Here is a 21,495-nt window from a genome sequence, read left to right as displayed (position 1 = left end):
GGAGTACTTTCATGGCACTGAATACCGAAGTCATGGCCGCCGACGACGTGGTCGACGTACTGAACGATCTGCTCGAGAACTCGCGCGACGGCGAGTACGGCTTTCGCACCTGCGCCGAAGAGGTGAAATCGCCCGAGCTGAAGCGCGTGTTCAGCGACCGCGCCGCCGCTTGCGCGCAAGGCGCGAGCGAGCTCTCTCAGTTGATCGTGGCGAATGGCGGCAAACCGGCCGAGGGCGGCACCGCCGCGGGTGCAATGCATCGCGGATGGGTGCACGTGAAAGGGGCTGTGGGCGCCAACAGCGAACTGTCGATGCTCGAGGAGTGCGAGCGCGGCGAAGACGCGGCCGTGGCGCGCTACCGCAAGGCCCTGAAGGAGAACCTGCCGGCCGACGTGCGCAGCGTGGTCGAGCGTCAAGCCGAAGGCGCGCAGCGCAATCACGACCAGATCAAGATGCTGCGCGACCAGGCGCGCGCCCGCGGTTGAGCGAAGAGGAGGCCGCGCACGCCGAGCGGCCTCCTCAAACGGGGATTGCTCAGGGCGGACTACTTAGCCTCTCGGCTGCGTGCTTTCATTTCAGATCATTCCCATTTGCATGAGCAGGGCTACAAGCGAAAAAAGGATCAAGCATGCATTGGGCGACAACACGCCAGCAGAGGCATTCTTCATGGCCTCCATTTGGTGATCGTAAGATCTGTAAATGCTTCCAAGATCTTTGGTCAGCTTGCCGGGGTCGCATTCAAGAAGGCCGCCAACATCATCTATATGAGAAAGGGCTTTTGAATAGCTGTCTCTTAAAAGATATGTAAAACTTTCAATTAAACGCTGGTCGTTCGACTCAAAGCCGAGTGCTTGTGCGCATTTCTCGAAAGCATGAGATACAGATGAATTGAAATCTGGATTCGGCTCCCAGGAAAATGGTTTCGGCCGAATCGCCGTTTGATAGCTCATCCAGGCCATGATCGCGATGCTGCCCAAGATAACTCCCGCCGGTATGCAAATTTCTCCTCTCTTGGATAAAAGTGTTCCTTGCCTCCACACGGCGGTTCGAGGCTGTACGACAGAGTTATTGGCGTGGGGCTGATGGGTATCGTCATTCCCGATCTTGACGCTCCGAAGACGAGTCCAGGAAGTCTTTTCCGGATGAGTGGGGGATGCGTCTTGACGGCTGCGCTCACCATGCGATTCGTAATTGTCGTAGTCCGAGTCGGAGTCGGAGTAGGCGGGGGTAGAGCAGTCAGTGTCGCTCGAATGATTGGAGACATGGGCGATCTCGTGGAAAGTATTTTCCTGACGAGGCGAAGTGGATGCCTCGGTACTCTCTGGATCATCTTCGCTGATCTGATTTTTCGGAATACCCAGCGAAAACTTGCCGCCGGGCGCACCCACATTGGTTTCAGGAAGGACAGGGACCCGTTTTTTTGAATTTGCGCCTTTGTGGCTGACTGGGATCGTGGCGGAAGGCGTGGAATTGGGGATCATGTTGATTGAGTGGGTTGTTGGCGGGTTGCTCAACGCAGTGCGCGCAACGCATCTGCTTTTTCACTGGCGATGACCAGGATGTCCGAATGACCGACATCCAGACGAGCGAGTTCGATGGAGGCGTCGAACGCGTCAAGGGCCTCGCTGTTGCGTTCCAGAGCGGCAAGACACTCTCCGATTCGGAACAGGGGGCCCGGCGTCGGCGCTTCGTCTTCCAGTTGCGTGCAATGGACGTAGAGGCTCAGGGCCATCGCGTTCTGGCCAAGACGCTGCAGACACGAGGCCAGCAGATAGGCGACACGCGGGTTCTGCGATTGCCGGACGAATAGGTGCGAGGCAACGGGAAGCGCGTTGCGCCAGTCCTCCTGTTCGCACAACTGCTCGACGATGGCGAGCGCCGCCAGAGGGTCGTAAGCCAGCTCAGGCGCTGGGGGTGCATCGGCGCTTGCCGATTCGGGTCCGGCCTGGATTTCCTCGAAAAGGCGGCCGAACAGATTCGAACTCTGGCTGATGAGTTCAGCCACTGCCGGATCGGGGTGGTTGTGGTGATTGACCATCAAGGCTCCATCAAGTCGTGGCGCACGAGGGGCGGACGGCCATCGACACGATGTCGAGATCGGGAGGGTTTCATGGGGATCCTGGTTGGAGTAATGGACTTGCTTTCGCCCACTTGGCGGCGATAGCCCCCACTCGGTAACAGGGGGAGGCAGCGAGTTCCTTTTCATGACCAACGCAGCGTGCCGAGTACGCGCCGAGGGCGCGCGCGCAGCCGAGCGGCCTCCTCAAGTTGAAGGATGCCGAGCGGCAGATGCGACCAATGGCCAGTTCCGCGCGGCGCGGGTGCTCGACAGAATCGTTCCCAGCGAACTCTGGGAGAACAGCGATGCAACCGGCAGTTGAAATCACGAAGCGCGGCGACCGCAACTTCAATTCTTATGTGGGCGTCGGCGACGGCACCTGGCGCTACGCGCGGGAAGGCCTGGCGTCGGTGGCCCAGTGTCTGCAGGACGCAGCGGCGGCCCTGGGCCGCGAGTTCAGCTATGCCACTGTGAGCGTCGACAACATCGTGATCGGCAGTTATCCGGTCGCGGTGATGGAGCATCGCGCGGTCGAGGTTGCCGACGAGCTGCAGACCAAGCTGTCGAACCGGCGCGCCCGCTGCTTCGCCTGAGTGCTTCGGGGTACCTGTGGTTGTGAGGGCGCCCCGCGGAGGCAAGGCCCCGCAAGCCCTGAAAGCGGCGCTCAGCCGCAGTCCACGATCCTGAATTCCACCCGCCGATCGAGCGCATCCGCCGCGTCATCGGTCCCGCTGCCGATGATGTTCTCGCGAAAGCCCTTGCCGCTCGGCTTGGTGCGGTCGCCCAGCACGCCGGCTTCGCCGATCAGCCGGTCGCGGATGTAGCGCGCCCGCTGCACCGACAGCGTGTCGTTGAAGGCGACCGGGCCAGTGCGGCTGGTGTGGCCGACGATGTCCATGCACACGTTGGCTTCCGCGCTGGCCTTGGCGATCTCGCGCAGCCACATGGGGTAGGCGCCGCTGACCTTGGCGTCGGGCCAGAATGCGGTGCTGCCCGGATTGAACAGGAACTTCACGCCCAGCTGCTGCTGTGCGATGCCGTAGGCCACGATCTTGCCGAAGGCCTGCTCGGCCTCGCCGGTGCGACCCAGCTTGGCCGAGCTCAGGTAGATGCCGTTGAGGACGCGCAACTGGGCATTGCCTGCTGTTCCGCCGGCGGCGCCGTTGTATTGCATCAGGGCGTCCTGGTAGCGCTCGGCGTTGTAGTTCGCGGTGGCGTCCTTGAACGCCGGGGCCACTGCGATGCGGTCCAGGTAGTACGGGTCGGCGCGCTGGCCCGCCGGGGTGGCGGTGGTGCGCACATAGCTGTCGATGACCTGGTCCTTGATGGGCACCGGCGTGTCCTGGTAGTAGGGCAGCGGCGTGTGGTCGAGGCCGTCGTCGCGCGCCACCGCCGAGGATTGGGCCACCACCATGCCGGTCGCCAGCTCGGTCAATGCCAGGTCGATGCGCAGCGGGGGGCGCGCCTGTTCGCGCGAGAGTCGTGTCATCGTGCCCGTCAACAGGTAGCGTGCCCTTGCCAGGTTCGCGCTCTGAAAGGGCAGCAGCTCGATCGTGTCGTGCCTGGAACCCATGCGCTCGCCGACCCGCTCCTGCAGCAGTTGCGTGGCCACGGTCTGCTGGGCGCTGCCGGCGTCGATCATCGGGTCGAGCACGACGCCGCGCCTGGCACTCGTACGGGGGATCAGGGGTGCCTGCTTCTGCGTCTGCATGACCAGGCTGTCGGTGGCCTGCGCAATGGCCTGATCGAAGGGCAGCTCGGCGGTGGAGGGCGGCGGTGGCGCGGGCGTCGCGCAGCCGGCGAGGCCGGCCAGGATCAGCAGGGCGCCGGACAGGGACGCGGCCAGGCCGGTGCGGCGCAAAGTCGTGGTCATTCACATCCCCTTTTCAGACTGGCCGCCTCGCTCGCGCCCAGCGGTTCGAGCGAGGCGCGCAGGAGCAACTCGCTGCAGCGGCCGTCACGCGAGGACGCGGCGCCGGCCACCAGCCGGGCTGTCGGCTCGGCAGCAAGCGCAGGGGCTTCGCGCCGCACCGGGCGGGCCGCGCGAGCGGGCGGGCGAGACGCCGTGACGAACGATGGGTCGGCGCCCGCTGGTGCGGGTGCCGCGGCGGGCCGTGGCGTGCTGCGCGGCAATGGCGAGGGCTCGGTGGATCGCGCGGAGTGCGGCGCGTCCACGGCCATCGATGGCGCCGCGACGACGCGCAGCGGCTGCATGTCCGGCAGCGCGGGCACTGACACCTGCGTTTGCACCGGCGTTTGCATCGGCGTTGTCACCGGCGACGTGCGCTCGCGCATCGCAGCGATCGGCGCGGCCGGCAAGGCGGACAGCACGGCCAACGGAGGACCCGTACGGACCGGGTCCCCGATGCGGTAGTACCCAACCGTCACCAGCCCGATCAGCGCTGCGGCCGTCGCTGCCAGAGCCGGGAGCTTCCGGCGCGCGCGCCGCTCAGGTGCCGGCTTCGGGCGGGGCCGAGGCGCCATTGGCGCGAGCAGCTCGGCCTGGCGCGCGGATGGCGTGGAGATCGACGGCGCGAAACTCTCGAGGGCGACTTGCAGTGCCGGCGCCTCGGCAGCATCCGTGGCCGGCGCCTGGTCGAACGCGATGTTGTCCGTGGCATCGTCACCGGCTTCGCCCGCACCGCCGTTGCCGCCCAGCCGGGCGCTGAACTCGGCCGCGCTCTGCGGTCGGTCCTGCGGAAGCACCGACAGTGCCGCGTCGACTGCCGCGAGGAAGGGCTCGCTATAGCGGCCGCGCGCGAGTACGCAAAGGGGTTGCAGAGGGTCGTCGGGCACCCGTTCGATCGACGAAATGGGAGGCTGCCCTGTGATCGCCGTGTACACCACGGCCGCCAGCGCATAGAGGTCGGTCCATGGGCCCTGCCGCATCGAGGCAAGCTCACCGTACTGCTCGACCGGTGTGAAGCCGGGCTTGAACACCACGGCGGGCGACTGCCCTGCACCGTCGATCACGCGCCGCGCGGCGCCGAAGTCCAGCAGAACGGGGCCGCTCTCGGTGAGCAGGATGTTGTCGGGCGCGATGTCGCGGTGCAAGCAGCTCAGCGCATGCATCGTGCCGAGTGCGTCCAGCAGCGGGTGCAGCCACGCGCGCAGCTCGGCCTCTTCGGGCGCTCGGCCCAATCCGGCCAAGGTGCGTGCCAGGGTCGGGCCCTGGTAGTAGGGCATCGCCATGTAGGCCGTGCCGTTGTCTTCCCAGTGGTGCAGCACGCGCACCAGCGCAGGATGGTCGAAGCGGGCCAGGATGCGGGCTTCGTTGACGAAGCTTCGCAGGCCGATGCGAAAGCTGTCCTGGTGACGCGGCGACCGGACGATCACTGCGGTGGAGGCGCGGTCGCGCACGGCGAGTACGGCCGGCAGGTATTCCTTGATCGCGACATGGCGCTGCTGCGCGTGGTCCCACCCGAGGTAGACGACACCGAAGCCGCCTTCGCCGATCGGGCCGACGATCTCGTAGTCGCGCAGGTGCAGGCCTTCGGGCAGTGCGCGCGCGCCGTCGCGTTCGAATTCGGCCCAGTCGGGCTGCTGTGCCGGCCAATCGCTGCTCTCGGTCGCTGGGCCGGCACCGGCGGGCAGGGTGAGTGTGGCGAGGCAGTCCATGGCGTCGATCCCTATGTGAGCATTGACTCTACTGCTGCATGCAAACAGAAGCATTCACCAGAAGCACTAGGCGAAAAGGAGTTCGGACGCGGGCGGAGGCGCCGGCGAAGAGGACAGGTGCGGTAGCGCTAACGTCGCTGGCTAGAATCGCCGCCATGAACGCCGAGGCCGCCCCCGCACGCCGCAGCCGTCGCGGCAGTGGCGCTGTCACGCTGCACGACGTGGCCAAGCTGGCGGGTGTCGCGCCCATCACTGCATCACGGGCGCTCAACTCGCCGACCCAGGTCTCGCCCGAGGTGCTCCGCAAGGTGAGCGAGGCGGTCGCGCGCACCGGCTATGTGCGCAACGTCATGGCCGGCGGGCTGGCGTCGACGCGCAGCCGGCTGGTCGCCGCGGTGGTGCCGACGATCGCGGGGCCGGTCTTCCTGCAGACGGTGCAGTCGCTCACCGATGCACTTGCCGAGCAGGGTTATCAACTCATGCTGGGCCAGAGCGGCTACGCCGATTCGCGCGAGGATGCGCTGCTCGAAGCCATCATCGGCCGCCGTCCCGACGGAATCGTGCTCACCGGCATCCTGCACTCGACCGAGGGCCGGCGTCGCCTGCTGGCCGCCGGCATTCCGGTGGTGGAGACCTGGGACCTCACGCCCACGCCGCTGGACATGCTGGTCGGCTTCTCGCACACCGAGGTCGGGCGGGCGGTGGTGGATTTCCTGCGCGGCAGGGGCCGGCGCCGCCTGGCGGTCGTGGCCGGCGACGACGAGCGTTCGCGGCGCCGGCACCAGGCCTTTTGCGACGCGGCCCGCGACGCCGGCCTGCCCGAGGTGCCGCTGATGCACGTGCCGGCGCCGACGACCCTCGGGAGCGGCCGCCGTGCGCTGGCGGAGCTGCTCGCGTCGGCGCCCGGCTTCGACGCCGTGTTCTGCAGTTCCGACCTGCTGGCGCTGGGGGTGATGACCGAGGCCCAGGCGCGCGGCATCGCAGTGCCGGACCGGTTCGCGGTCGTCGGATTCGGGGACCTGGAGTTCGCGGCCGACCTGCATCCCGCACTCAGCACCGTGCGCATCGACAGCGCAGCCATTGGCCGTCAGGCGGCGCGCTTCATCGTCGACCGTGCCGAGGGCCGGGAAGTGGCCGAGCGGGTCGTGGACATCGGCTTCTCGATCGTCGGCCGCGCCAGCGCCTGATCGGTACAAACCCCTAGCCCCGGTCTCTTGACGTGGAGTACGGTAGCGCTACCATCGCATTGTTTTGGTAGCGCTACCAACGCCGACCCCCCTGCAAATCGGCGACCCATTCCTTTTGAATTCCTTCCGGAGACAAGCCCCATGAAGAAACTGCTCTGCACCTTGGCCATCGGCTTGACGGCCTGCCTCGCCCACGCCCAGGAGTGGCCCCAGAAACCGGTGACGCTGGTCGTCCCCTTCCCGGCCGGCGGCTCGACGGACATGGTGGCGCGCGCCATCACGCCCAAGCTCACGGAGAAACTCGGCCAGCCCTTCCTGGTGGACAACAAGGCGGGCGCCACCGGCACCATCGGTGCGACCCAGGTCAAGCGCGCGGCCGCCGACGGCTCCAGCTTCCTGGTCACCTCGCTGGGGCCGCTGGTGATCGCCCCGCATCTCATCAAGGGCCTGCAGTACGACGCCCTGAAGGATTTCGACCTGATCACCGTCGCGGTGCAGGCGCCCAACGTGCTGGTGGTGCCTGCCGCGTCGCCGCACAAGACGGTGGCCGACGTGATCGCGCACGAGAAGAAGAACCCCGGCAAGATGACCTTCGCTTCCTCCGGCAACGGCTCCAGCGATCACCTCACGGCCGAGTTGTTCTGGCAGGAGACCGGCACGACCGGCCTGCATGTGCCCTACAAGGGCGGCGCGCCGGCCATCACCGACCTGCTCGGCGGCCAGGTCGAAGCGTCATTCCAGAACGTCAACGCCGTGGTGCCGCACATCAAGAGCGGCAAGCTCAAGGCGCTGGCGGTCACCGGTGCGAAGCGCTCGCCGGTGCTGCCCGACGTGCCCACGATGGCCGAGGCCGGAGTGAAGAACGTCGAGGTCTACTCGTGGCAGGCCATCGTCGCGCCGAAGGGGCTCCCCGGCGCGGTGCGCACCAAGGCGAGCGAGGCCATGGTGGCGGCGCTGAACGACCCCGCAGTGAAACAGCAGTTCACCGCCATTGGCCTCGAGGTGGTTGGAAACACGCCCGCCCAGTTCGCGACCTTCCAGAAGCAGGAGTTCGACCGCTGGAAGAAAGTGATCGAGACCGGCAAGATCACCATCGATTGAGGCGCGCATGTCCAGCAACCCCACCCCCGTCATCACCGAACTGCGCGCCATCCCGGTCGCTGGCCGCGACAGCATGCTGCTCAATCTGAGCGGCGCGCATGGTCCCTTCTTCACACGCAACCTGCTGCTCCTGACCGACAGTGCCGGCCGCACCGGCGTCGGCGAAGTGCCCGGCGGCGAGAAGATCCGCCAGACGCTGGAAGACGCGCGCGATCTGGTGGTCGGCCAGCCCATCGGTGCCCACCAGCGGGTGCTGCAGCAAGTGCAGCAGAAGTTCGCCGAGCGCGACAGCGGCGGCCGGGGCCTGCAGACCTTCGACCTGCGCACCACGATACATGCCGCGACGGCGATCGAGTCGGCCCTGCTCGATCTGCTGGGCCAGCACCTGGACGTGCCCGTGGCCGCGCTGCTCGGCGAAGGCCAGCAGCGCGATGCCGTGGAGATGCTGGGCTACCTGTTCTACGTCGGTGACCGCGACAAGACCGATCTGCCGTACGCGCGCGAGGCCGATGCCGCCGACGACTGGTCGCGCCTGCGCCACGAAAAGGCGATGACGCCCGAGGCGATCGTGCGCCTGGCCGAGGCCGCACAGGCGCGCTACGGCTTCAACGACTTCAAGCTCAAGGGCGGCGTGCTGCGCGGCGAGGAAGAGGTCGAGGCCGTCACCGCGCTGCACGAGCGCTTTCCGCAGGCCCGCGTCACGCTGGACCCGAACGGCGGCTGGCTGCTGAAGGATGCGATCCGGCTGATGCGCGACATGCGCGGCGTGGTCGCCTATGCCGAAGACCCCTGTGGCGCCGAAGAGGGCCTTTCGGGCCGCGAGGTGATGGCCGAGTTCCGCCGCGCCACCGGCCTGCCGACCGCGACCAACATGATCGCCACCGACTGGCGGCAACTGAGCCACGCGCTGGCCCTGCAGTCGGTCGATATCCCGCTGGCCGACCCGCACTTCTGGACCATGGCCGGCTCGGTGCGCGTGGCCCAGACCTGCCGCGACTGGGGCCTGACCTGGGGCTCGCATTCGAACAACCATTTCGATGTCTCGCTGGCCATGTTCACCCAGGTGGGCGCCGCTGCGCCGGGCCGCGTGACCGCGATCGACACCCACTGGATCTGGCAGGACGGCCAGCGCCTCACGAAGGACCCGCTGAAGATCGAAGGCGGCCTGGTGCAGGTGCCGAAGAAGCCCGGGCTGGGCGTCGAGCTGGACATGGTCGAGGTCGAGAAGGCGCACCAGCTTTACAAGCAGCATGGCCTGGGCGCACGCGACGACGCGATTGCGATGCAATATCTGGTTCCCGGCTGGCGCTTCGACCCGAAACGCCCGGCCTTCGTCCGCTGACCACCCTTTCCGAAGGAAGCCCCATGAGAGAGAACCGCCTGCGCACGCTGTGGAAATCCGGTGGGGCTGCCGTCAACGGCTGGCTCGCCATCCCCAACGGCTTCTCGGCCGAGACCATGGCCCACCAGGGGTGGGACTCGCTGACCATCGACCTGCAGCACGGCGTGGTCGACTACCAGGCCATGGTCACGATGCTGCAGGCCATCTCGACCACCGACACGGTGCCCGTGGTGCGTGTTCCCTGGCTGGAGCCGGGCGCGCTGATGAAGGCGCTCGACGCCGGCGCCTATGCCGTGATCTGCCCCATGGTCAACACGCGCGAGGACGCCCAGCGCCTCGTCGCCTACACCCACTACGCGCCGCGCGGCACGCGCAGCTTCGGCCCGGTGCGTGCCCTGCTCTACGGTGGGGCCGACTACCCGCAGCGCGCGAACGACACCATCGTCACCTTCGCAATGATCGAAACCGCGCAGGCGCTCGACAATCTCGACGACATCCTCTCGGTCGAGGGGCTGGACGCGGTCTACATCGGTCCGTCGGACCTGTCGCTGGCGCTCGGATGCCGGCCCGTCTTCGACGACGTGGACCCGCCGGTCGCGCAGGCAATCGACCACATCCTCGCCCGCGCCAAGGCGCACGGACTGGTCGCCGGCATCCACAACGGCACGCCCGAGGGCGCGCTCGCGCGCATTGCCAAGGGCTTCCAGTTCGTCACCGTGAGCTCCGATGCGCGCCTGATCGCCGCCGGGGCGCAGCAAGTGCTGGCCTCGATGCGGGCCACGCCGCCGAGTGCCACGCCTTCCAACTCCGCCACCTACTGAAAGGACATCGACATGAAGATCGGATTCATCGGGCTGGGCATCATGGGCGCGCCGATGGCGCAGAACCTGATGCAGGCCGGCCACGAGATGATCGTGCGCACCCGCAGCAAGGTGCCCGATGCGCTGAAGGGCGCCACCGTGTGCAAGACCAACGCCGAGGTCGCGCGCGCGGCCGAGGTCGTCATCCTCATGCTGCCGGACACGCCCGACGTCGAGCAGGTGCTCTTGGGCGAGGAGGGCGTTGCGTCCGGCCTGGCAAAGGGCAAGCTGGTGATCGACATGAGCTCGATCTCGCCCATCGACACCAAGCGCTTCGCCGCAAAGATCAACGAGCTCGGCTGCGACTACCTGGACGCGCCGGTCTCCGGCGGCGAGGTGGGCGCCAAGGCGGCGAGCCTGACCATCATGGTCGGCGGACCCGAGCCCGCGTTCGAGCGTGCGAAGCCGCTGTTCGAGAAGATGGGCAAGAACATCACGCTGGTGGGCGGCAACGGCGACGGCCAGACCACCAAGGTGGCGAACCAGATCATCGTGGCGCTCAACATTGCCGCGGTTGGCGAAGCGCTGGTGTTCGCGAGCAAGGCGGGCGCCGATCCGGCGAAGGTGCGGCAGGCCCTGATGGGCGGCTTCGCGGCCAGCCGCATCCTCGAGGTGCATGGGGAACGCATGATCAAGCGCACATTCAACCCTGGCTTTCGCATCGCGCTGCACCAGAAGGACCTGAGCCTGGCGCTCGCCGGCGCGCGTTCGATGGGGGTCTCGCTGCCGCAGACCGCCTCGGCCGCGCAGCTGATGCAGTCCTGCGCCGCGCACGGCTGGGACCAGCTGGATCACTCGGCCCTGGTCAAGGCGCTCGAGCAGATGGCGGCGCACCCGGTGGCGCCGGACGGCGAACAAGGCGACGGCGAGTAGGGCGAGCCGCAAGGCGGCGGCGCCCGGCGGCAGGCGGGGCAGCGAGCCGCGCTCAGCCGCGCAGCAACGACAGCGCGAACATCACCATGGCCGCCGCGATGGTGGCGCTCGTCATGTAGATGCCTCGCCTGGCGGCGACTGGGTCCTGCGGCTGCAGGGTGGCGTGCTTGCTTTGCATGGTGCCGGCTCCTCAAAGAAAAGGTTCGACGCCATCGTAGGCCCGGCCGGCGCGCCTGCGTATCTTCCGAATGTCCGTGTGGCCGTTCGGCCGAGGCGCATACGTGCATTGCGTCACCGGTGTGCAACAAGCTTGCGCTTCATGCCGTCCTCGTGCGAAGCCGCAAGAGGCAGGGCACCTGCCCGAGTGGGCAGGCAACGCGTTGCGCGAGGCCGCAAAGGATCTTGATTCCGGATTCCGGACAGGCTAAAGTAGGCCGTGCCTGCATGACCCTCCCGGCCCCGGCCCCAACCACGATCTCCCTACCTCAGCACCCATGAGCGAAGCCCCGAAGAGCCCCGACGACAAGAGCCGCATCCAGTCCTTCGGAAAGATGATGGACATCCTCGCCAGCTTCACCACTGTCCATCGTGCCCAGAGCCTGGCGCAGGTCGCCCAGGCGGCGGGCCTGCCGCGTGCCACGGCGCACCGGATCCTCAGTGCGCTGCGCGAAATCGGCTTCATCCAGCAGGACGCGCGCAGCGGCCTTTATGGCCTCGGAATCAGGCTGTTCGAGCTCGGCAACCTGGCGCTCGCCAACATGGACCTGATGCGCGAGGCCAAGCCCTTCATGGACCGGCTGTCCCGGCTGGCCGGCGAGACGGTGCACCTGGGCGTGTTCGATGGCTACAACGTGATCGTGGTCGAGCGCGAGGATCCGCAGGATCGCCTCTCCTCGCGTGACCTGAGCGGCACCGAATCCGCACCGGCCTATTGCACCAGCGTCGGCAAGGCGGTGCTCGCCTTCCAGGGGCCGGAGGTCGTCGCCCGCGTCACTGCGGGCGGGATGCGGCACTTCACCGCCAACACGCTCGCCAGCGTGGAGGCGCTGAATGCCGACCTGGCCGCGACGCGGGAGCGGGGCTACGCCATCGACGACTCCGAGCATCAGGTCTGGGTGCGCTGCGTCGCCGCACCCATCCGCAACGCGGGCGGACAAGTGTTCGCCGCGGTGAGCGTGACCGGCTCCGCCGACCGGGTGACGCCCGAGCGGGTCCAGCAGCTGTCCGGCCTGGTCATGCAGACCGCCGACTCGATCTCGCGCCAGCTTGGCTTCGTCGAGCGAGCCTGAGCGCGCCCGCTGCGGCACACCGGCGGGCGCCGGTTCTTCTCGATAGCTCAGGGTATTCCCCCATAGGACGAACAAACTCGTCGCCGCAGAATATCGGAACGTTGTACCGGATTCCGGAACGCCATAAAAGGCGCAACGACCCCCGCAAGCGGCTTCTGCGCCGTCTTCGGAGCCCGGCCCCGGCTGGGCGACCGCTCACCGTTCCACGCCATTCAAAGGATTTCTTCGTGACCACTTCCAGTTCTTCCTCGCTGCGCCAGAAGCTGACCGGCGTGCTGCCGCCCATCACCATGCCCTTCGATGCCAAGGGCGACCTGGTGAAGGGCGGGCTGAAGGAGCAGATCGACTTCATCATCGGCGCGGGCGCCCGGGCCGTGGTGGCCGGCGGCAGCACCGGCGAAGGCCATACGCTGACCGACGCCGAGTACGAAACCGTCATGCGCGAAGCCTACGAGGCCACCAACGGCCGCGTGCCTTTCGTCGCCGGACTGATCGTGCAGAGCACGCGCGATGCGATCGTGCGCACCCAGCGCCTGAAGGGCCTGAACATCGAGGCGCTGCAGGTCACGCCCGTGCACTACCTGTTCAAGCCCGATGCGGACGCCACCGTCGAGCACTTCCGGGCCATCTACGACGCCACCGGCATCCCGATCCTCATCTACAACGTGATCCCGTGGAACTACCTCAGCGTCGACCTGATGCTGCGCATCATGGAAGAGGTGCCCGGCGTCGTCGGCATGAAGCAGAGCGGCGGCGACCTCAAGTCGGTGTCCGACCTGCTGCTGCGCTGCAAGCCCGACAACCTGGTTCTCTCCGGCGTCGACGCGCTGCTGTACCCCGGCTTCTGCATCGGCATGCACGGCGCCATCACGGCCCTGACCAGCGCCGTGCCCAGCGTGATCGTCAAGCTGCAGAAGGCAGTCGCGGACAACGACCACGCCACCGGCCGCGAAATCCACTTCAAGCTCAACGCCCTGTGGAACAGCCTGAACCACGACAACCTGCCGGCCTGCGTGAAGTACATCCAGCACCTGCAGGGCGTGTCGATGTTCGAGCCGCGCGCGCCCATGATGCGCGTGACCGAGGCCCAGAAGGACGCCATCCGCAAGAACCTGCAGCCGCTCCTGGGCTGAACGGCACATCGAGCAGCCTGCCGGGCACCGCGCCCGGCGGCAAGAACATCAGGAGACACAACCCTTGAAGAAGATCCTCAACCAGCCGTCGGCCTACGTCGACGAGATGCTCGAAGGCTTGTGCGCCGCGCATGAGCAGAGCTTCCGGCTGATCGGCGAGGACCGGCGCGTCGTGGTGCGCGCGGGCGGCCCGGTGCCGGGCAAGGTGGGCATCGTCACCGGCGGCGGCTCCGGCCATCTGCCGGTGTTCCTCGGCTACATCGGCGAGGGGCTGATCGACGGCTGCGCGGTCGGCAACGTGTTCGCCGGTCCGCGCGTGGCCGATTGCCAGCTGGCGCTGCAGCATTGCGACAGCGGTGCGGGCGTGCTCGCGCTTTACGGCAACTACGGCGGCGATCGCATGAACTTCGACATGGCCCAGGAATTCCTGGAGCTCGACGGCAGGGCGGTCGCCTCGCTGCGGGTTGCCGACGACGTCGCCAGCGCACCGAGCGAGCAGCGCGACAAGCGCCGCGGCGTGGCCGGTCTGGTGCTGGTCTACAAGATCGCGGGGGCGCGTGCCGCGGCGGGCGGCAGCCTGGCCGAGGTCACCGCCGCGGCGAAGAAGGCGGCCGACGCCGTGCGCTCCATCGGCGTGGCACTCACGCCGTGCATCGTTCCGGAATCGGGCAAGGCCACCTTCGAGATTGCCGATGACGAAATCGAATTCGGCATGGGCATCCATGGCGAGCCCGGCATCTGGCGCGGCAAGCTGCAGAGCGCCGATGCACTCGCCGACGAGATGCTCGATCGCCTGCTGCCCGAACTCGACGCCGCGCGCGGCACGCGCATGGCGGTGCTGGTGAACAGCCTGGGCGCCACGCCGGCCGAGGAGCTCTACATCCTGTACCGCCGCATCGCGGCGCGCCTGGCTGCGCTGGGCGTGACGCCCGTCATGCCGCTGGTCGGCCGCTATGCCACCTCCATGGAAATGGCAGGCGCCTCGCTGTCGCTGATGCCCCTGGACGGCGAGCTCGAAGCGCTGCTGCGCGCGCCGGCCGACTGCCCGTTCTGGAAGGTCTGAGCGTGGACCCGCAAACCCTCAAGGCCGCCCTGCAGCGCTGGTCGAGCGCCATGTCGGCCGCCGCGCCGGAACTCAACACGCTGGATGGACAGCTGGGTGATGGCGACCTGGGCGCCACGCTCGAGAAGTGCGCCGCCAACGTGCAGGCCGCCTTGCCCGACCTGCCTGAGCGGCTGGAGGACATTTTCAAGGGCGCCGCACAGGCCTGCGCGAAGGCCTCGGGCTCCAGCTTCGGCACGCTGCTGGCGGTGGCCTTTCTCGGCGCCGCCAAGTGGGTGCCGCCGCGCGAGGCGCTCACGCGCGCCGACCTCTCGGCGCTGCTGGCCCACACCGTGCAGGCGCTGTCGGCCCGCGGCGGCGCTTCGCTCGGCGACAAGACCATGCTCGATGCGCTCGACGCCATTGCCCGCGCGCTCGGCGAGGCCGGCGATCAAGACGACCTGCGCGCCGTGGCCCGTGCCGCGGCGGCCGAGGCGATCACCGCGATGCGAGGCAAGCCCAACCGCATCGGGCGGGCGCGCATGTTCGCCGAGAAGTCCATGGGCATGGACGACCCCGGCATGGTCGCGGTGCTGCGCATGACCGAAGCCCTTTGAGCCTGCCCCATTCATCGACAGAGACAAGCGGCGCCTCGTGCCCCGCACCCATCAAGAGAAGGATAGAACCATGACCGTTTCCCCCCGCCCCCTCGTCGCCGCGACCCGCCGCAGCCTGCTGCTGGCCGCCCTCCCGCTCGCGCTGGCATTCCCGCTCGCCTCCCAGGCGCAGACCCGCGAGCTGAAGGCCGGCACCAGCATGGCGCCGGACCATCCGGCCGCGATGATGCTGACCAAGTTCTCCGAAGTACTGGCCCAGAAAAGCGGCGGCAAGCTGAAGATGACCGTGCACAACAGCGGCGTGCTCGGCGCCGACATGCAGCAGCAGCAACAGCTGCAGGCCGGCACCCAGGATGTGATGACCACCGGCACCGCCACCATGGCCGGGCAGATCAAGGAGATGGCCATCCTCGACTTCCCCTACGTGTTCCAGTCGGGCGAGGAGTTCGACCGCACGATGGACGGCGCGATGGGCAAGCTGCTCGCCGACAAGGCCTACGAGAAGGGCTGGGTGGTGCTGGGCTACACGCATAACGGCTTTCGCAACACCACCAACAGCAAGCGCCCCATCACGAAATGGGAGGACTTCGACGGCCTCAAGCTGCGCGTGATCCAGAACGCGATGTACATCGACATGTTCAAGCAGCTCGGCGCCAACCCGACGCCGATGCCCGTCACCGAGGTCTACACCGCGCTGGAGACCAAGGCGGTCGACGGCCAGGAGAACCCGCTCGCCCAGATCGTCACCATGCGCATGCAGGAAGTCCAGAAGTACCTGAGCCTGACCCAGCACTCGATCAACTCCGAGGCATTGCTGATGGGCCGCAAGAGCTGGGACAAGCTGTCGAAGGACGAGCAGGCCATGGTCATGTCGGCAGCCGGCGAGGCCAAGGCTTTCAAGCGCCAGCAGCTCGCCACGCTCGAGAAGCAGTGGCTGGAGTCGGTCAAGAAGGTCGGCATGCAGGTCAACGAGGTGACGCTGGCCGAGCGCGAGCGCATGGCCGCGCGGCTCAAGCCCGTGATCGATCGCCAGAACGAACGCGTGGGCGACGAGTTCGCGCGCCAGTTCTACGCCGAGACCGCGAAGCAGCGCGTCGCGACCAAGTAAGGCCGGGCTGGCACCGCCCGCACCCTCAGGAGACTTCATGCAAACATCCCCCGCGGGCGCTGCGCAGCGCGGTCTGATCGACCGCATCGCCAATGCCTACTTCAAGCTGATCGAGCTGGTCCTGGTGTTGTGCCTCGGGGCCATGGTGCTGATGGTGCTCGGCAACGTCATCCTGCGCTACGGCTTCAACTCGGGCATCACCGTCTCGGAAGAGCTGTCGCGCTTCCTGTTCGTGTGGCTCGTGTTCCTCGGCGCGATCACCGGCATGCGCGAGAACGCCCACCTGGGCGTCGACATGCTGGTGCGCAAGCTGCCGGTGCTCGGCCGCAAGATCTGCCTGGGGCTGAGCGAGGCGATGATGCTGGGGTGCTGCGCGCTCTTCTTCTGGGGCACCTGGCAGCAGCACGCGATCAACGTCGGCAACCTCGCTCCGGTCACGGAGCTGTCGATGGAATGGGTGTTCGGCGTCTCCTACGTGAGCGCGGGCTCGATGGCGCTGCTGATCGTCGCCAAGCTCTGGCGGCTGTTCACCGGCCGCATCTCCGAGGACGAACTGATCCAGGTCGCCGAATCCGAGGAACAGGCCGTCATCGACGCCACCACCACCGGCGGCGCGCCTGCCGCCGGCGCACCGCGGCAGGCGGCCATCGCAGGGAGCCATCCATGACCATCGCCGTCTTCGCCGGCTCCCTGATCGCCGCCATGATGCTGGGCATGCCGATCGCGTTCGCGCTGATCGTCTGCGGCGTCGCGCTGATGGCCTTCATGGGCAACTTCGACGCGCAGATCATCGCGCAGAACCTCGTCAGCGGCGCCGACAACTTTCCGCTGATGGCGGTGCCCTTCTTCCTGCTGGCCGGCGAGCTGATGAACCAGGGCGGCATGTCGCGGCGCATCGTCGATGCGGCGCTGGCCTGGGTCGGGCACCTGCGCGGCGGCCTCGGCTACGTCGCGGTCGCGGCGTCGATCATGATGGCGTCGATCTCCGGCTCGGCCATCGCGGACACGGCGGCCATCGCTGCGCTGCTGATTCCGATGATGCGCACGGCCGGCTACGACATCCCGCGCTCCACCGGCCTCATCGCGGCCGGCGGCATCATCGCGCCGGTCATCCCGCCTTCGGTCGGCCTGGTGCTCTTCGGCGTGGCCGGCGGCGTGTCCATCACCAAGCTCTTCATCGCGGGCATCATGCCGGGCGTGCTGCTGGGGCTGGCGCTGGCGGGCACCTGGTTCTTCGTGGCGCGCCGCGACAAGGCCGCCGTGTCGCCGCGCATGCCGATGGCCGAGCGCCTGCGCATCACGGGCCGGGGCTTCTGGGCCTTCGTGCTGCCGGTGATCATCGTCGGCGGGCTGAAGTTCGGCGTCTTCACGCCGACCGAGGCGGCGGTGGTCGCGGCGGCCTACGCCTTCATCGTCGGCAAGTTCATCTACCGCGAGCTGCGCTGGAACCAGCTCTACGGCGTGCTGCTCTCGGCGGCCAAGACCACCGCGGTCGTGATGTTCATGGTGGCGGCGGCGCTGGTCTCGGCCTGGCTGATCGCCATGGCCAACATCCCGGCCCAGGTCACGGAAATGATGCGGCCCTTCCTCGGCAGCCCGACGCTCCTGATGTTCGCGCTGATGGTGCTGGTGGTGATCGTGGGCACGGCGCTCGACTTCGCGCCGACCATCCTGATCCTCACGCCGGTGCTGATGCCGATGGTGAAGGAGGCCGGCATCGACCCCGTCTACTTCGGCGTGCTGTTCGTGATCAACAACGCCATCGGCCTGATCACCCCGCCGGTGGGCACCGTGCTGAACGTGGCCAGCGGCGTGGCCAAGGTGCCGATGAGCGACGTGATCCGTGGCGTGATGCCTTTCATGATCGCCCAGCTGCTGGTGCTGTTGCTGCTGGTGCTGTTCCCCAGCATCGTGCTGCTGCCGCTGAAGTGGCTGCACTAGATCCTCGATTCAAGAAAACACCGGAGACAACCATGAAACGCTTTCCCCTCGTCCGCTGGCTCGCCGTGCCCTGCGCTGCCCTGGCCCTGCTCGCCGCCGGCGCGCAGGCCGCCGACATCAAGGCGCGCCAGGTCAAGTTCGCCTTCGTCAACAACGCGGAGCATTCGCAAGGCATCGGTGCCAAGCGCTTCGCCGAGCTCGTGGCCCAGAAGAGCGGCGGCAAGATCAACGTGCAGGTCTATCCGGCCGGCGTGCTGGGCGGCGACCTGCAGGTCATCTCCTCGCTGCAGGGCGGAACGGTGGACATGACGGCGGTCAGCGCCGGCCTGCTGGTCAGCCGCGACAAGGCCTTCGGCATCTTCGATTTCCCGTTCCTGTTCGCCAATGCCAAGGAAGCCGACGCGGTGGTCGACGGACCTTTCGGCAAGCGCATGAACGAGCGCGTGCTGGGGCAGGGCCTGGTCAACCTCAGCTGGTGGGACATCGGCTTTCGCAGCGTCGCCAATTCCAAGCGGCCGATCGTCAAGGCGGAGGACATCAAGGGCCTGAAGATCCGCGTGATCCAGTCGCCGATCTACGTCGACTTCTTCCGTGCGCTGGGCGCCAACCCGGTGGCGATGCCCTTCTCCGAGCTCTACACCGCGATGGAGACGCGCACCGTCGATGCGCTGGAGAACCCGATCTCCAACGTGGAGGTCAACAAGTTCTACGAGGTGTCGAAGTACCTGTCGATCACCAACCATATGTACAACCCGATGCTGATCCTCTTCAGCAAGAAGATCTGGGACCAGTACACGCCCGACGAGCGCGAGTTGCTCACCTCGGCCGCCGAGGAGGCGAAGCTCTACCAGCGCAAGGTCTCGCGCGACCAGGATGCGCAGTCGCTCGAGACGGTCAAGAAGGCCGGCCTGCAGGTCAACGAGGTGGCGCCTGCCGAGCTCGCGAAGATGCGCCAGATGGCACAGCCGGTGATCGACAAGTACCGCAAGGAAGTCGGCGAGGACATCTCCGACGCCATGGACAAGGCGGTGCGGGAAGCGCGGGCGAACTCCAAGTGACGGCACCGCGCTGCATCGAGGAGCCGGCGCGCCGCACGACGCTGGTCGAGGACTACGAGGTGGTGGTCGCGGGCGGCGGCACCGCCGGCGCCATCGCCGCCATCGCGTCGGCGCGCAACGGCGCGCGCACCCTGCTGGTGGAACGCGGCGGCTTTCTCGGCGGGCACATCGCCTCGCAGCTGCTGGAGCACAGCGCGGGCTGGTTCGATGCACGCGGCGAACGCATCGTCGCCGGCCTGCCGCAGGATCTGGTCGACCGCCTGGTGGCTGCCGGCGCCTCGCCCGGCCACGTGCGCGACGACACCGGCTACACCCTGTCGCGCGTGCCGGTGAACCACGAGCTCTTCAAATCGGTCGTCACCGCGATGTGCCACGAGGCCGGCGTCGACCTGCTGATGTTCTCCCCGGTGGTGCAGGTGCTGCGCGAAGGCGAGCGCGTGAGCGGCGTGATCGTCGAGAACAAGTCCGGCCGCACGGCCTACGCGGCGAAAGCCGTGGTCGACTGCACCGGCGATGCCGATGTCGCCGAGCGTGCCGGCTGCGCCTTTCTCTCGCAGCAGACCGGCGCCGCGGAGACCCAGCCGGTCAGCCTGCTGTTCAAGCTCGGCGGCATCGATCATGCGGCGCTGCTCGACCACGTGGCCGCGCATCCGTCGGAGTTCAAGCTCGGCGTGCCCGCGGCGGCGCTGCGCGGCGAGGACCACGTGAACCTCTGGGGCTTCGGCCCGCAGCTCGCCCGCGCGCATGCCGACGGGCTGGTCTCGCTGGCGCGCAACGAGCTGCACTACAGCGGCTGGGTCCGCACCGGCGAGGCGGTGATCAACGTCACGCGCTGCGCGGTGGACGCGACCCGCGCCGACGAGATGGGACGCGCCGAGGTGGTGCTGCGCCGCCAGGTGCAGGAGTTCGCCGAGTTCTTCCGGCGCTACATCCCGGGCGCGGCGCACAGCTTTCTCTCGGCCAGCGCCTCCTGCGTCGGCGTGCGCGAGAGCCGCCGCATCCAGGGCCGCAGCGTGCTGGCCGACGACGATGTGCGGCGCGGCCGGCGCTGCGCCGATGCCGTGCTGCGTGGCGGCTTTCCGATCGACAGCCACGATCCCAAGGGAGCGAGCCTCGATGCTGCGGAGCACGTGGACGGCGGCTACGACATCCCGCTCGGCGCGCTGCTGCCGGCCGGCATCGACGGCCTGCTGGTCGCCGGGCGCTGCATCTCGGCCGAGCGGCGGGCGCTGGCCAGCGCCCGCATCACGGGCACCTGCATGGCCATGGGCCAGGCTGCAGGCACGGCCGCCGCGCTGGCCGCGCGCGAGGGGCAGGCGCCGGGCGCGCTCGACATCGGGCTGCTGCAGCGCACGCTGAAGGCACAAGGTGCGATCGTCGGAGGCGCCGCATGATCGGGCAGATCGCCGTCAGCGGCCTGGCCATGGGCGCGATCTACGCGCTGATCGCGCTCGGCTATGCCTTCGTCTGGCGAACCATGGCCATCGTCAACTTCGCGGCCGGCGAGTTCGTCACGTTCTCGGCCTACATCTTCGTGGCGACCTTCATCACCGCGCTGGGCTTTCCGTTCCTGGTCGCGGCGCTGTCCGCCGCGGTCGTGATGGCCTTGCTGGGCGCGCTGTTCTCGCGCGTGGTGTTCGCCCGGCTGCAGGCCCAGCGGCCGCTGGTGTCGATCATCGCCACCGTCGGCTTCGGCATCTTCCTGCGGGAGATGGCGCACATCCTCTACGGACCGGAACCGCTGCTGTACCCGAGCCCGCTCGGCCAGGGCGGGCTGCAGCTGATGGGCGTGACCATCGGCTGGCACCAGCTGCTGATCCTCGGCGTGGTGATCGTGCTCACGCTGCTGCAGCAACTGGTGCTTCGCCGCACCATGGCCGGCAAGATGATGCGCGCCGTCGCGCTGGACCGCGACACGGCCGCGCTGATGGGCATCCCGGTGCAGAAGGTGCTGGCCGGCACCTTCGCGTACTCCAGCGTGCTGGCGGCGCTGGCCGGCATCCTGCTCGCGCCGCTCTTCTTCGTGACCACCGAGATGGGCGGCATGGTCGGGCTCAAGGGCTTCGTCGCCATGATCATCGGCGGCTTCGGCAGCATCCCGGGCGCGATCATCGGCGGCCTGCTGCTCGGACTCGGCGAGAACCTGGGCGCCTACTGGATCTCGTCGACCTACAAGGAAGCGATCGCCTTCGTGCTGCTGCTCGTCTTCCTGGCGGTGCGCCCGCAGGGCCTGCTGCCCGAGCGGCAGGCCGACCGGGCCTGAGGAG

The 21,495-nt window shown here is 67.8% G+C and carries 22 protein-coding genes; 17 read left to right on the top strand and 5 right to left on the bottom strand.

The genetic code is table 11. The features are described 5' to 3' along the window. Positions 1 to 11: 11 nt before the first annotated feature. Positions 12 to 485 (top strand): ferritin-like domain-containing protein, encoded by a 474-nt coding sequence (locus G3W89_RS26085; protein WP_162576869.1) that lies wholly within the window; start codon positions 12 to 14, stop codon positions 483 to 485. Positions 486 to 575: 90 nt separating this feature from the next. On the opposite strand, the gene G3W89_RS26080 is transcribed toward G3W89_RS26085, so the two are convergent. Both G3W89_RS26080 and G3W89_RS26075 read right to left on the bottom strand, forming a co-directional pair. Beyond that, complete coding sequence (locus tag G3W89_RS26080) at positions 576 to 1,481, bottom strand: hypothetical protein (protein WP_162576868.1); 906 nt, start codon at positions 1,479 to 1,481, stop codon at positions 576 to 578. 29 nt (positions 1,482 to 1,510) lie between these two features. Beyond that, complete coding sequence (locus G3W89_RS26075) at positions 1,511 to 2,038, bottom strand: CDC27 family protein (RefSeq protein ID WP_162576867.1); 528 nt, start codon at positions 2,036 to 2,038, stop codon at positions 1,511 to 1,513. A 326-nt stretch (positions 2,039 to 2,364) separates the two neighbouring features. On the opposite strand from G3W89_RS26075, the gene G3W89_RS26070 reads away from it, so the two are divergent. Continuing rightward, a complete protein-coding gene (locus G3W89_RS26070) occupies positions 2,365 to 2,652 on the top strand; it encodes a hypothetical protein (RefSeq protein ID WP_162576866.1) in 288 nt (95 codons plus the stop codon). A gap of 71 nt (positions 2,653 to 2,723) precedes the next feature. Here the strand turns inward: G3W89_RS26070 and G3W89_RS26065 are convergent, their stop codons facing one another. Both G3W89_RS26065 and G3W89_RS26060 read right to left on the bottom strand, forming a co-directional pair. Continuing rightward, complete coding sequence (locus G3W89_RS26065) at positions 2,724 to 3,932, bottom strand: OmpA family protein (RefSeq protein WP_162576865.1); 1,209 nt, start codon at positions 3,930 to 3,932, stop codon at positions 2,724 to 2,726. Continuing rightward, a complete protein-coding gene (locus G3W89_RS26060) occupies positions 3,929 to 5,677 on the bottom strand; it encodes a serine/threonine-protein kinase (RefSeq protein WP_162576864.1) in 1,749 nt (582 codons plus the stop codon). The genes G3W89_RS26065 and G3W89_RS26060 overlap by 4 nt, the downstream gene beginning before the upstream one ends. 155 nt (positions 5,678 to 5,832) lie before the next feature. Here G3W89_RS26060 and G3W89_RS26055 point away from each other — a divergent pair, with 155 nt between their 5' ends. The 5 genes from G3W89_RS26055 to G3W89_RS26035 all read left to right on the top strand — a co-directional run bounded on the left by G3W89_RS26055 (position 5,833) and on the right by G3W89_RS26035 (position 11,040). Next, positions 5,833 to 6,864, top strand: coding sequence for a LacI family DNA-binding transcriptional regulator (locus G3W89_RS26055; RefSeq protein WP_162576863.1), 1,032 nt, complete (start codon positions 5,833 to 5,835; stop codon positions 6,862 to 6,864). 141 nt (positions 6,865 to 7,005) lie between these two features. After that, positions 7,006 to 7,965 carry a Bug family tripartite tricarboxylate transporter substrate binding protein gene (locus tag G3W89_RS26050; RefSeq protein ID WP_162576862.1) on the top strand — a complete coding sequence of 320 codons (960 nt, stop codon included), beginning with the start codon at positions 7,006 to 7,008 and terminating at the stop codon, positions 7,963 to 7,965. Between the two features lie 7 nt (positions 7,966 to 7,972). Continuing rightward, positions 7,973 to 9,307 (top strand): glucarate dehydratase, encoded by a 1,335-nt coding sequence (gene gudD / locus G3W89_RS26045; RefSeq protein WP_162576861.1) that lies wholly within the window; start codon positions 7,973 to 7,975, stop codon positions 9,305 to 9,307. 23 nt (positions 9,308 to 9,330) lie between these two features. After that, positions 9,331 to 10,128 carry an HpcH/HpaI aldolase family protein gene (locus G3W89_RS26040; protein WP_162576860.1) on the top strand — a complete coding sequence of 266 codons (798 nt, stop codon included), beginning with the start codon at positions 9,331 to 9,333 and terminating at the stop codon, positions 10,126 to 10,128. Positions 10,129 to 10,140: 12 nt separating this feature from the next. Further along, positions 10,141 to 11,040: a 2-hydroxy-3-oxopropionate reductase gene (locus G3W89_RS26035; RefSeq protein ID WP_162576859.1), complete on the top strand. Its 900-nt coding sequence runs from the start codon at positions 10,141 to 10,143 to the stop codon at positions 11,038 to 11,040. A 52-nt stretch (positions 11,041 to 11,092) separates the two neighbouring features. Here the strand turns inward: G3W89_RS26035 and G3W89_RS33515 are convergent, their stop codons facing one another. After that, entirely contained in the window at positions 11,093 to 11,218 is a 126-nt protein-coding gene (locus tag G3W89_RS33515) for a hypothetical protein (protein WP_269474989.1), read from the bottom strand. A 316-nt stretch (positions 11,219 to 11,534) separates the two neighbouring features. On the opposite strand from G3W89_RS33515, the gene G3W89_RS26030 reads away from it, so the two are divergent. From G3W89_RS26030 to G3W89_RS25985, 10 genes are all read left to right on the top strand, one after another. Next, entirely contained in the window at positions 11,535 to 12,329 is a 795-nt protein-coding gene (locus G3W89_RS26030) for an IclR family transcriptional regulator (RefSeq protein WP_162576858.1), read from the top strand. 227 nt (positions 12,330 to 12,556) lie between these two features. Beyond that, positions 12,557 to 13,462 (top strand): dihydrodipicolinate synthase family protein, encoded by a 906-nt coding sequence (locus tag G3W89_RS26025; protein ID WP_197893583.1) that lies wholly within the window; start codon positions 12,557 to 12,559, stop codon positions 13,460 to 13,462. 64 nt (positions 13,463 to 13,526) lie between these two features. Continuing rightward, positions 13,527 to 14,525, top strand: a complete 999-nt coding sequence (locus G3W89_RS26020; protein ID WP_162576857.1) for a dihydroxyacetone kinase subunit DhaK — start codon at positions 13,527 to 13,529, stop codon at positions 14,523 to 14,525. A 2-nt stretch (positions 14,526 to 14,527) separates the two neighbouring features. Then, complete coding sequence (locus tag G3W89_RS26015) at positions 14,528 to 15,121, top strand: DAK2 domain-containing protein (RefSeq protein ID WP_162576856.1); 594 nt, start codon at positions 14,528 to 14,530, stop codon at positions 15,119 to 15,121. A 70-nt stretch (positions 15,122 to 15,191) separates the two neighbouring features. After that, positions 15,192 to 16,229 (top strand): DctP family TRAP transporter solute-binding subunit, encoded by a 1,038-nt coding sequence (locus G3W89_RS26010; RefSeq protein ID WP_162576855.1) that lies wholly within the window; start codon positions 15,192 to 15,194, stop codon positions 16,227 to 16,229. A 37-nt stretch (positions 16,230 to 16,266) separates the two neighbouring features. After that, positions 16,267 to 16,896: a TRAP transporter small permease gene (locus tag G3W89_RS26005; RefSeq protein WP_162576854.1), complete on the top strand. Its 630-nt coding sequence runs from the start codon at positions 16,267 to 16,269 to the stop codon at positions 16,894 to 16,896. Then, positions 16,893 to 18,170 carry a TRAP transporter large permease gene (locus G3W89_RS26000; RefSeq protein ID WP_162576853.1) on the top strand — a complete coding sequence of 426 codons (1,278 nt, stop codon included), beginning with the start codon at positions 16,893 to 16,895 and terminating at the stop codon, positions 18,168 to 18,170. Before G3W89_RS26005 ends, G3W89_RS26000 begins: the two co-directional genes overlap by 4 nt. Before the next feature lie 32 nt (positions 18,171 to 18,202). After that, entirely contained in the window at positions 18,203 to 19,228 is a 1,026-nt protein-coding gene (locus G3W89_RS25995) for a TRAP transporter substrate-binding protein (protein WP_162576852.1), read from the top strand. Next, a complete protein-coding gene (locus G3W89_RS25990) occupies positions 19,225 to 20,622 on the top strand; it encodes an FAD-dependent oxidoreductase (RefSeq protein ID WP_162576851.1) in 1,398 nt (465 codons plus the stop codon). Before G3W89_RS25995 ends, G3W89_RS25990 begins: the two co-directional genes overlap by 4 nt. Beyond that, positions 20,619 to 21,491 carry a branched-chain amino acid ABC transporter permease gene (locus G3W89_RS25985; RefSeq protein WP_162576850.1) on the top strand — a complete coding sequence of 291 codons (873 nt, stop codon included), beginning with the start codon at positions 20,619 to 20,621 and terminating at the stop codon, positions 21,489 to 21,491. The genes G3W89_RS25990 and G3W89_RS25985 overlap by 4 nt, the downstream gene beginning before the upstream one ends. Positions 21,492 to 21,495 lie beyond the last annotated feature (4 nt).

Source organism: Variovorax sp. PBL-H6, assembly GCF_901827155.1.
In the GTDB taxonomy this organism is placed as follows: domain Bacteria; phylum Pseudomonadota; class Gammaproteobacteria; order Burkholderiales; family Burkholderiaceae_C; genus Variovorax.
This window is presented reverse-complemented; position numbering and strand designations above follow the sequence as displayed.

What these genes read in the sequence shown, in the direction of transcription:
- G3W89_RS26010 (WP_162576855.1), top strand. Translation starts at nt 15,192, where the DNA reads ATGACCGTTTCCCCCCGCCCCCTCGTCGCCGCGACCCGCCGCAGCCTG.
- G3W89_RS25985 (WP_162576850.1), top strand. Translation starts at nt 20,619, where the DNA reads ATGATCGGGCAGATCGCCGTCAGCGGCCTGGCCATGGGCGCGATCTAC.
- G3W89_RS33515 (WP_269474989.1), bottom strand. Translation starts at nt 11,218, where the DNA reads ATGCAAAGCAAGCACGCCACCCTGCAGCCGCAGGACCCAGTCGCCGCC.
- G3W89_RS26040 (WP_162576860.1), top strand. Translation starts at nt 9,331, where the DNA reads ATGAGAGAGAACCGCCTGCGCACGCTGTGGAAATCCGGTGGGGCTGCC.
- gudD (WP_162576861.1), top strand. Translation starts at nt 7,973, where the DNA reads ATGTCCAGCAACCCCACCCCCGTCATCACCGAACTGCGCGCCATCCCG.
- G3W89_RS26080 (WP_162576868.1), bottom strand. Translation starts at nt 1,481, where the DNA reads ATGATCCCCAATTCCACGCCTTCCGCCACGATCCCAGTCAGCCACAAA.
- G3W89_RS26070 (WP_162576866.1), top strand. Translation starts at nt 2,365, where the DNA reads ATGCAACCGGCAGTTGAAATCACGAAGCGCGGCGACCGCAACTTCAAT.
- G3W89_RS26065 (WP_162576865.1), bottom strand. Translation starts at nt 3,932, where the DNA reads ATGACCACGACTTTGCGCCGCACCGGCCTGGCCGCGTCCCTGTCCGGC.
- G3W89_RS26060 (WP_162576864.1), bottom strand. Translation starts at nt 5,677, where the DNA reads ATGGACTGCCTCGCCACACTCACCCTGCCCGCCGGTGCCGGCCCAGCG.
- G3W89_RS26000 (WP_162576853.1), top strand. Translation starts at nt 16,893, where the DNA reads ATGACCATCGCCGTCTTCGCCGGCTCCCTGATCGCCGCCATGATGCTG.
- G3W89_RS26005 (WP_162576854.1), top strand. Translation starts at nt 16,267, where the DNA reads ATGCAAACATCCCCCGCGGGCGCTGCGCAGCGCGGTCTGATCGACCGC.
- G3W89_RS26055 (WP_162576863.1), top strand. Translation starts at nt 5,833, where the DNA reads ATGAACGCCGAGGCCGCCCCCGCACGCCGCAGCCGTCGCGGCAGTGGC.
- G3W89_RS26050 (WP_162576862.1), top strand. Translation starts at nt 7,006, where the DNA reads ATGAAGAAACTGCTCTGCACCTTGGCCATCGGCTTGACGGCCTGCCTC.
- G3W89_RS25995 (WP_162576852.1), top strand. Translation starts at nt 18,203, where the DNA reads ATGAAACGCTTTCCCCTCGTCCGCTGGCTCGCCGTGCCCTGCGCTGCC.
- G3W89_RS26030 (WP_162576858.1), top strand. Translation starts at nt 11,535, where the DNA reads ATGAGCGAAGCCCCGAAGAGCCCCGACGACAAGAGCCGCATCCAGTCC.
- G3W89_RS26085 (WP_162576869.1), top strand. Translation starts at nt 12, where the DNA reads ATGGCACTGAATACCGAAGTCATGGCCGCCGACGACGTGGTCGACGTA.
- G3W89_RS26035 (WP_162576859.1), top strand. Translation starts at nt 10,141, where the DNA reads ATGAAGATCGGATTCATCGGGCTGGGCATCATGGGCGCGCCGATGGCG.
- G3W89_RS26075 (WP_162576867.1), bottom strand. Translation starts at nt 2,038, where the DNA reads ATGGTCAATCACCACAACCACCCCGATCCGGCAGTGGCTGAACTCATC.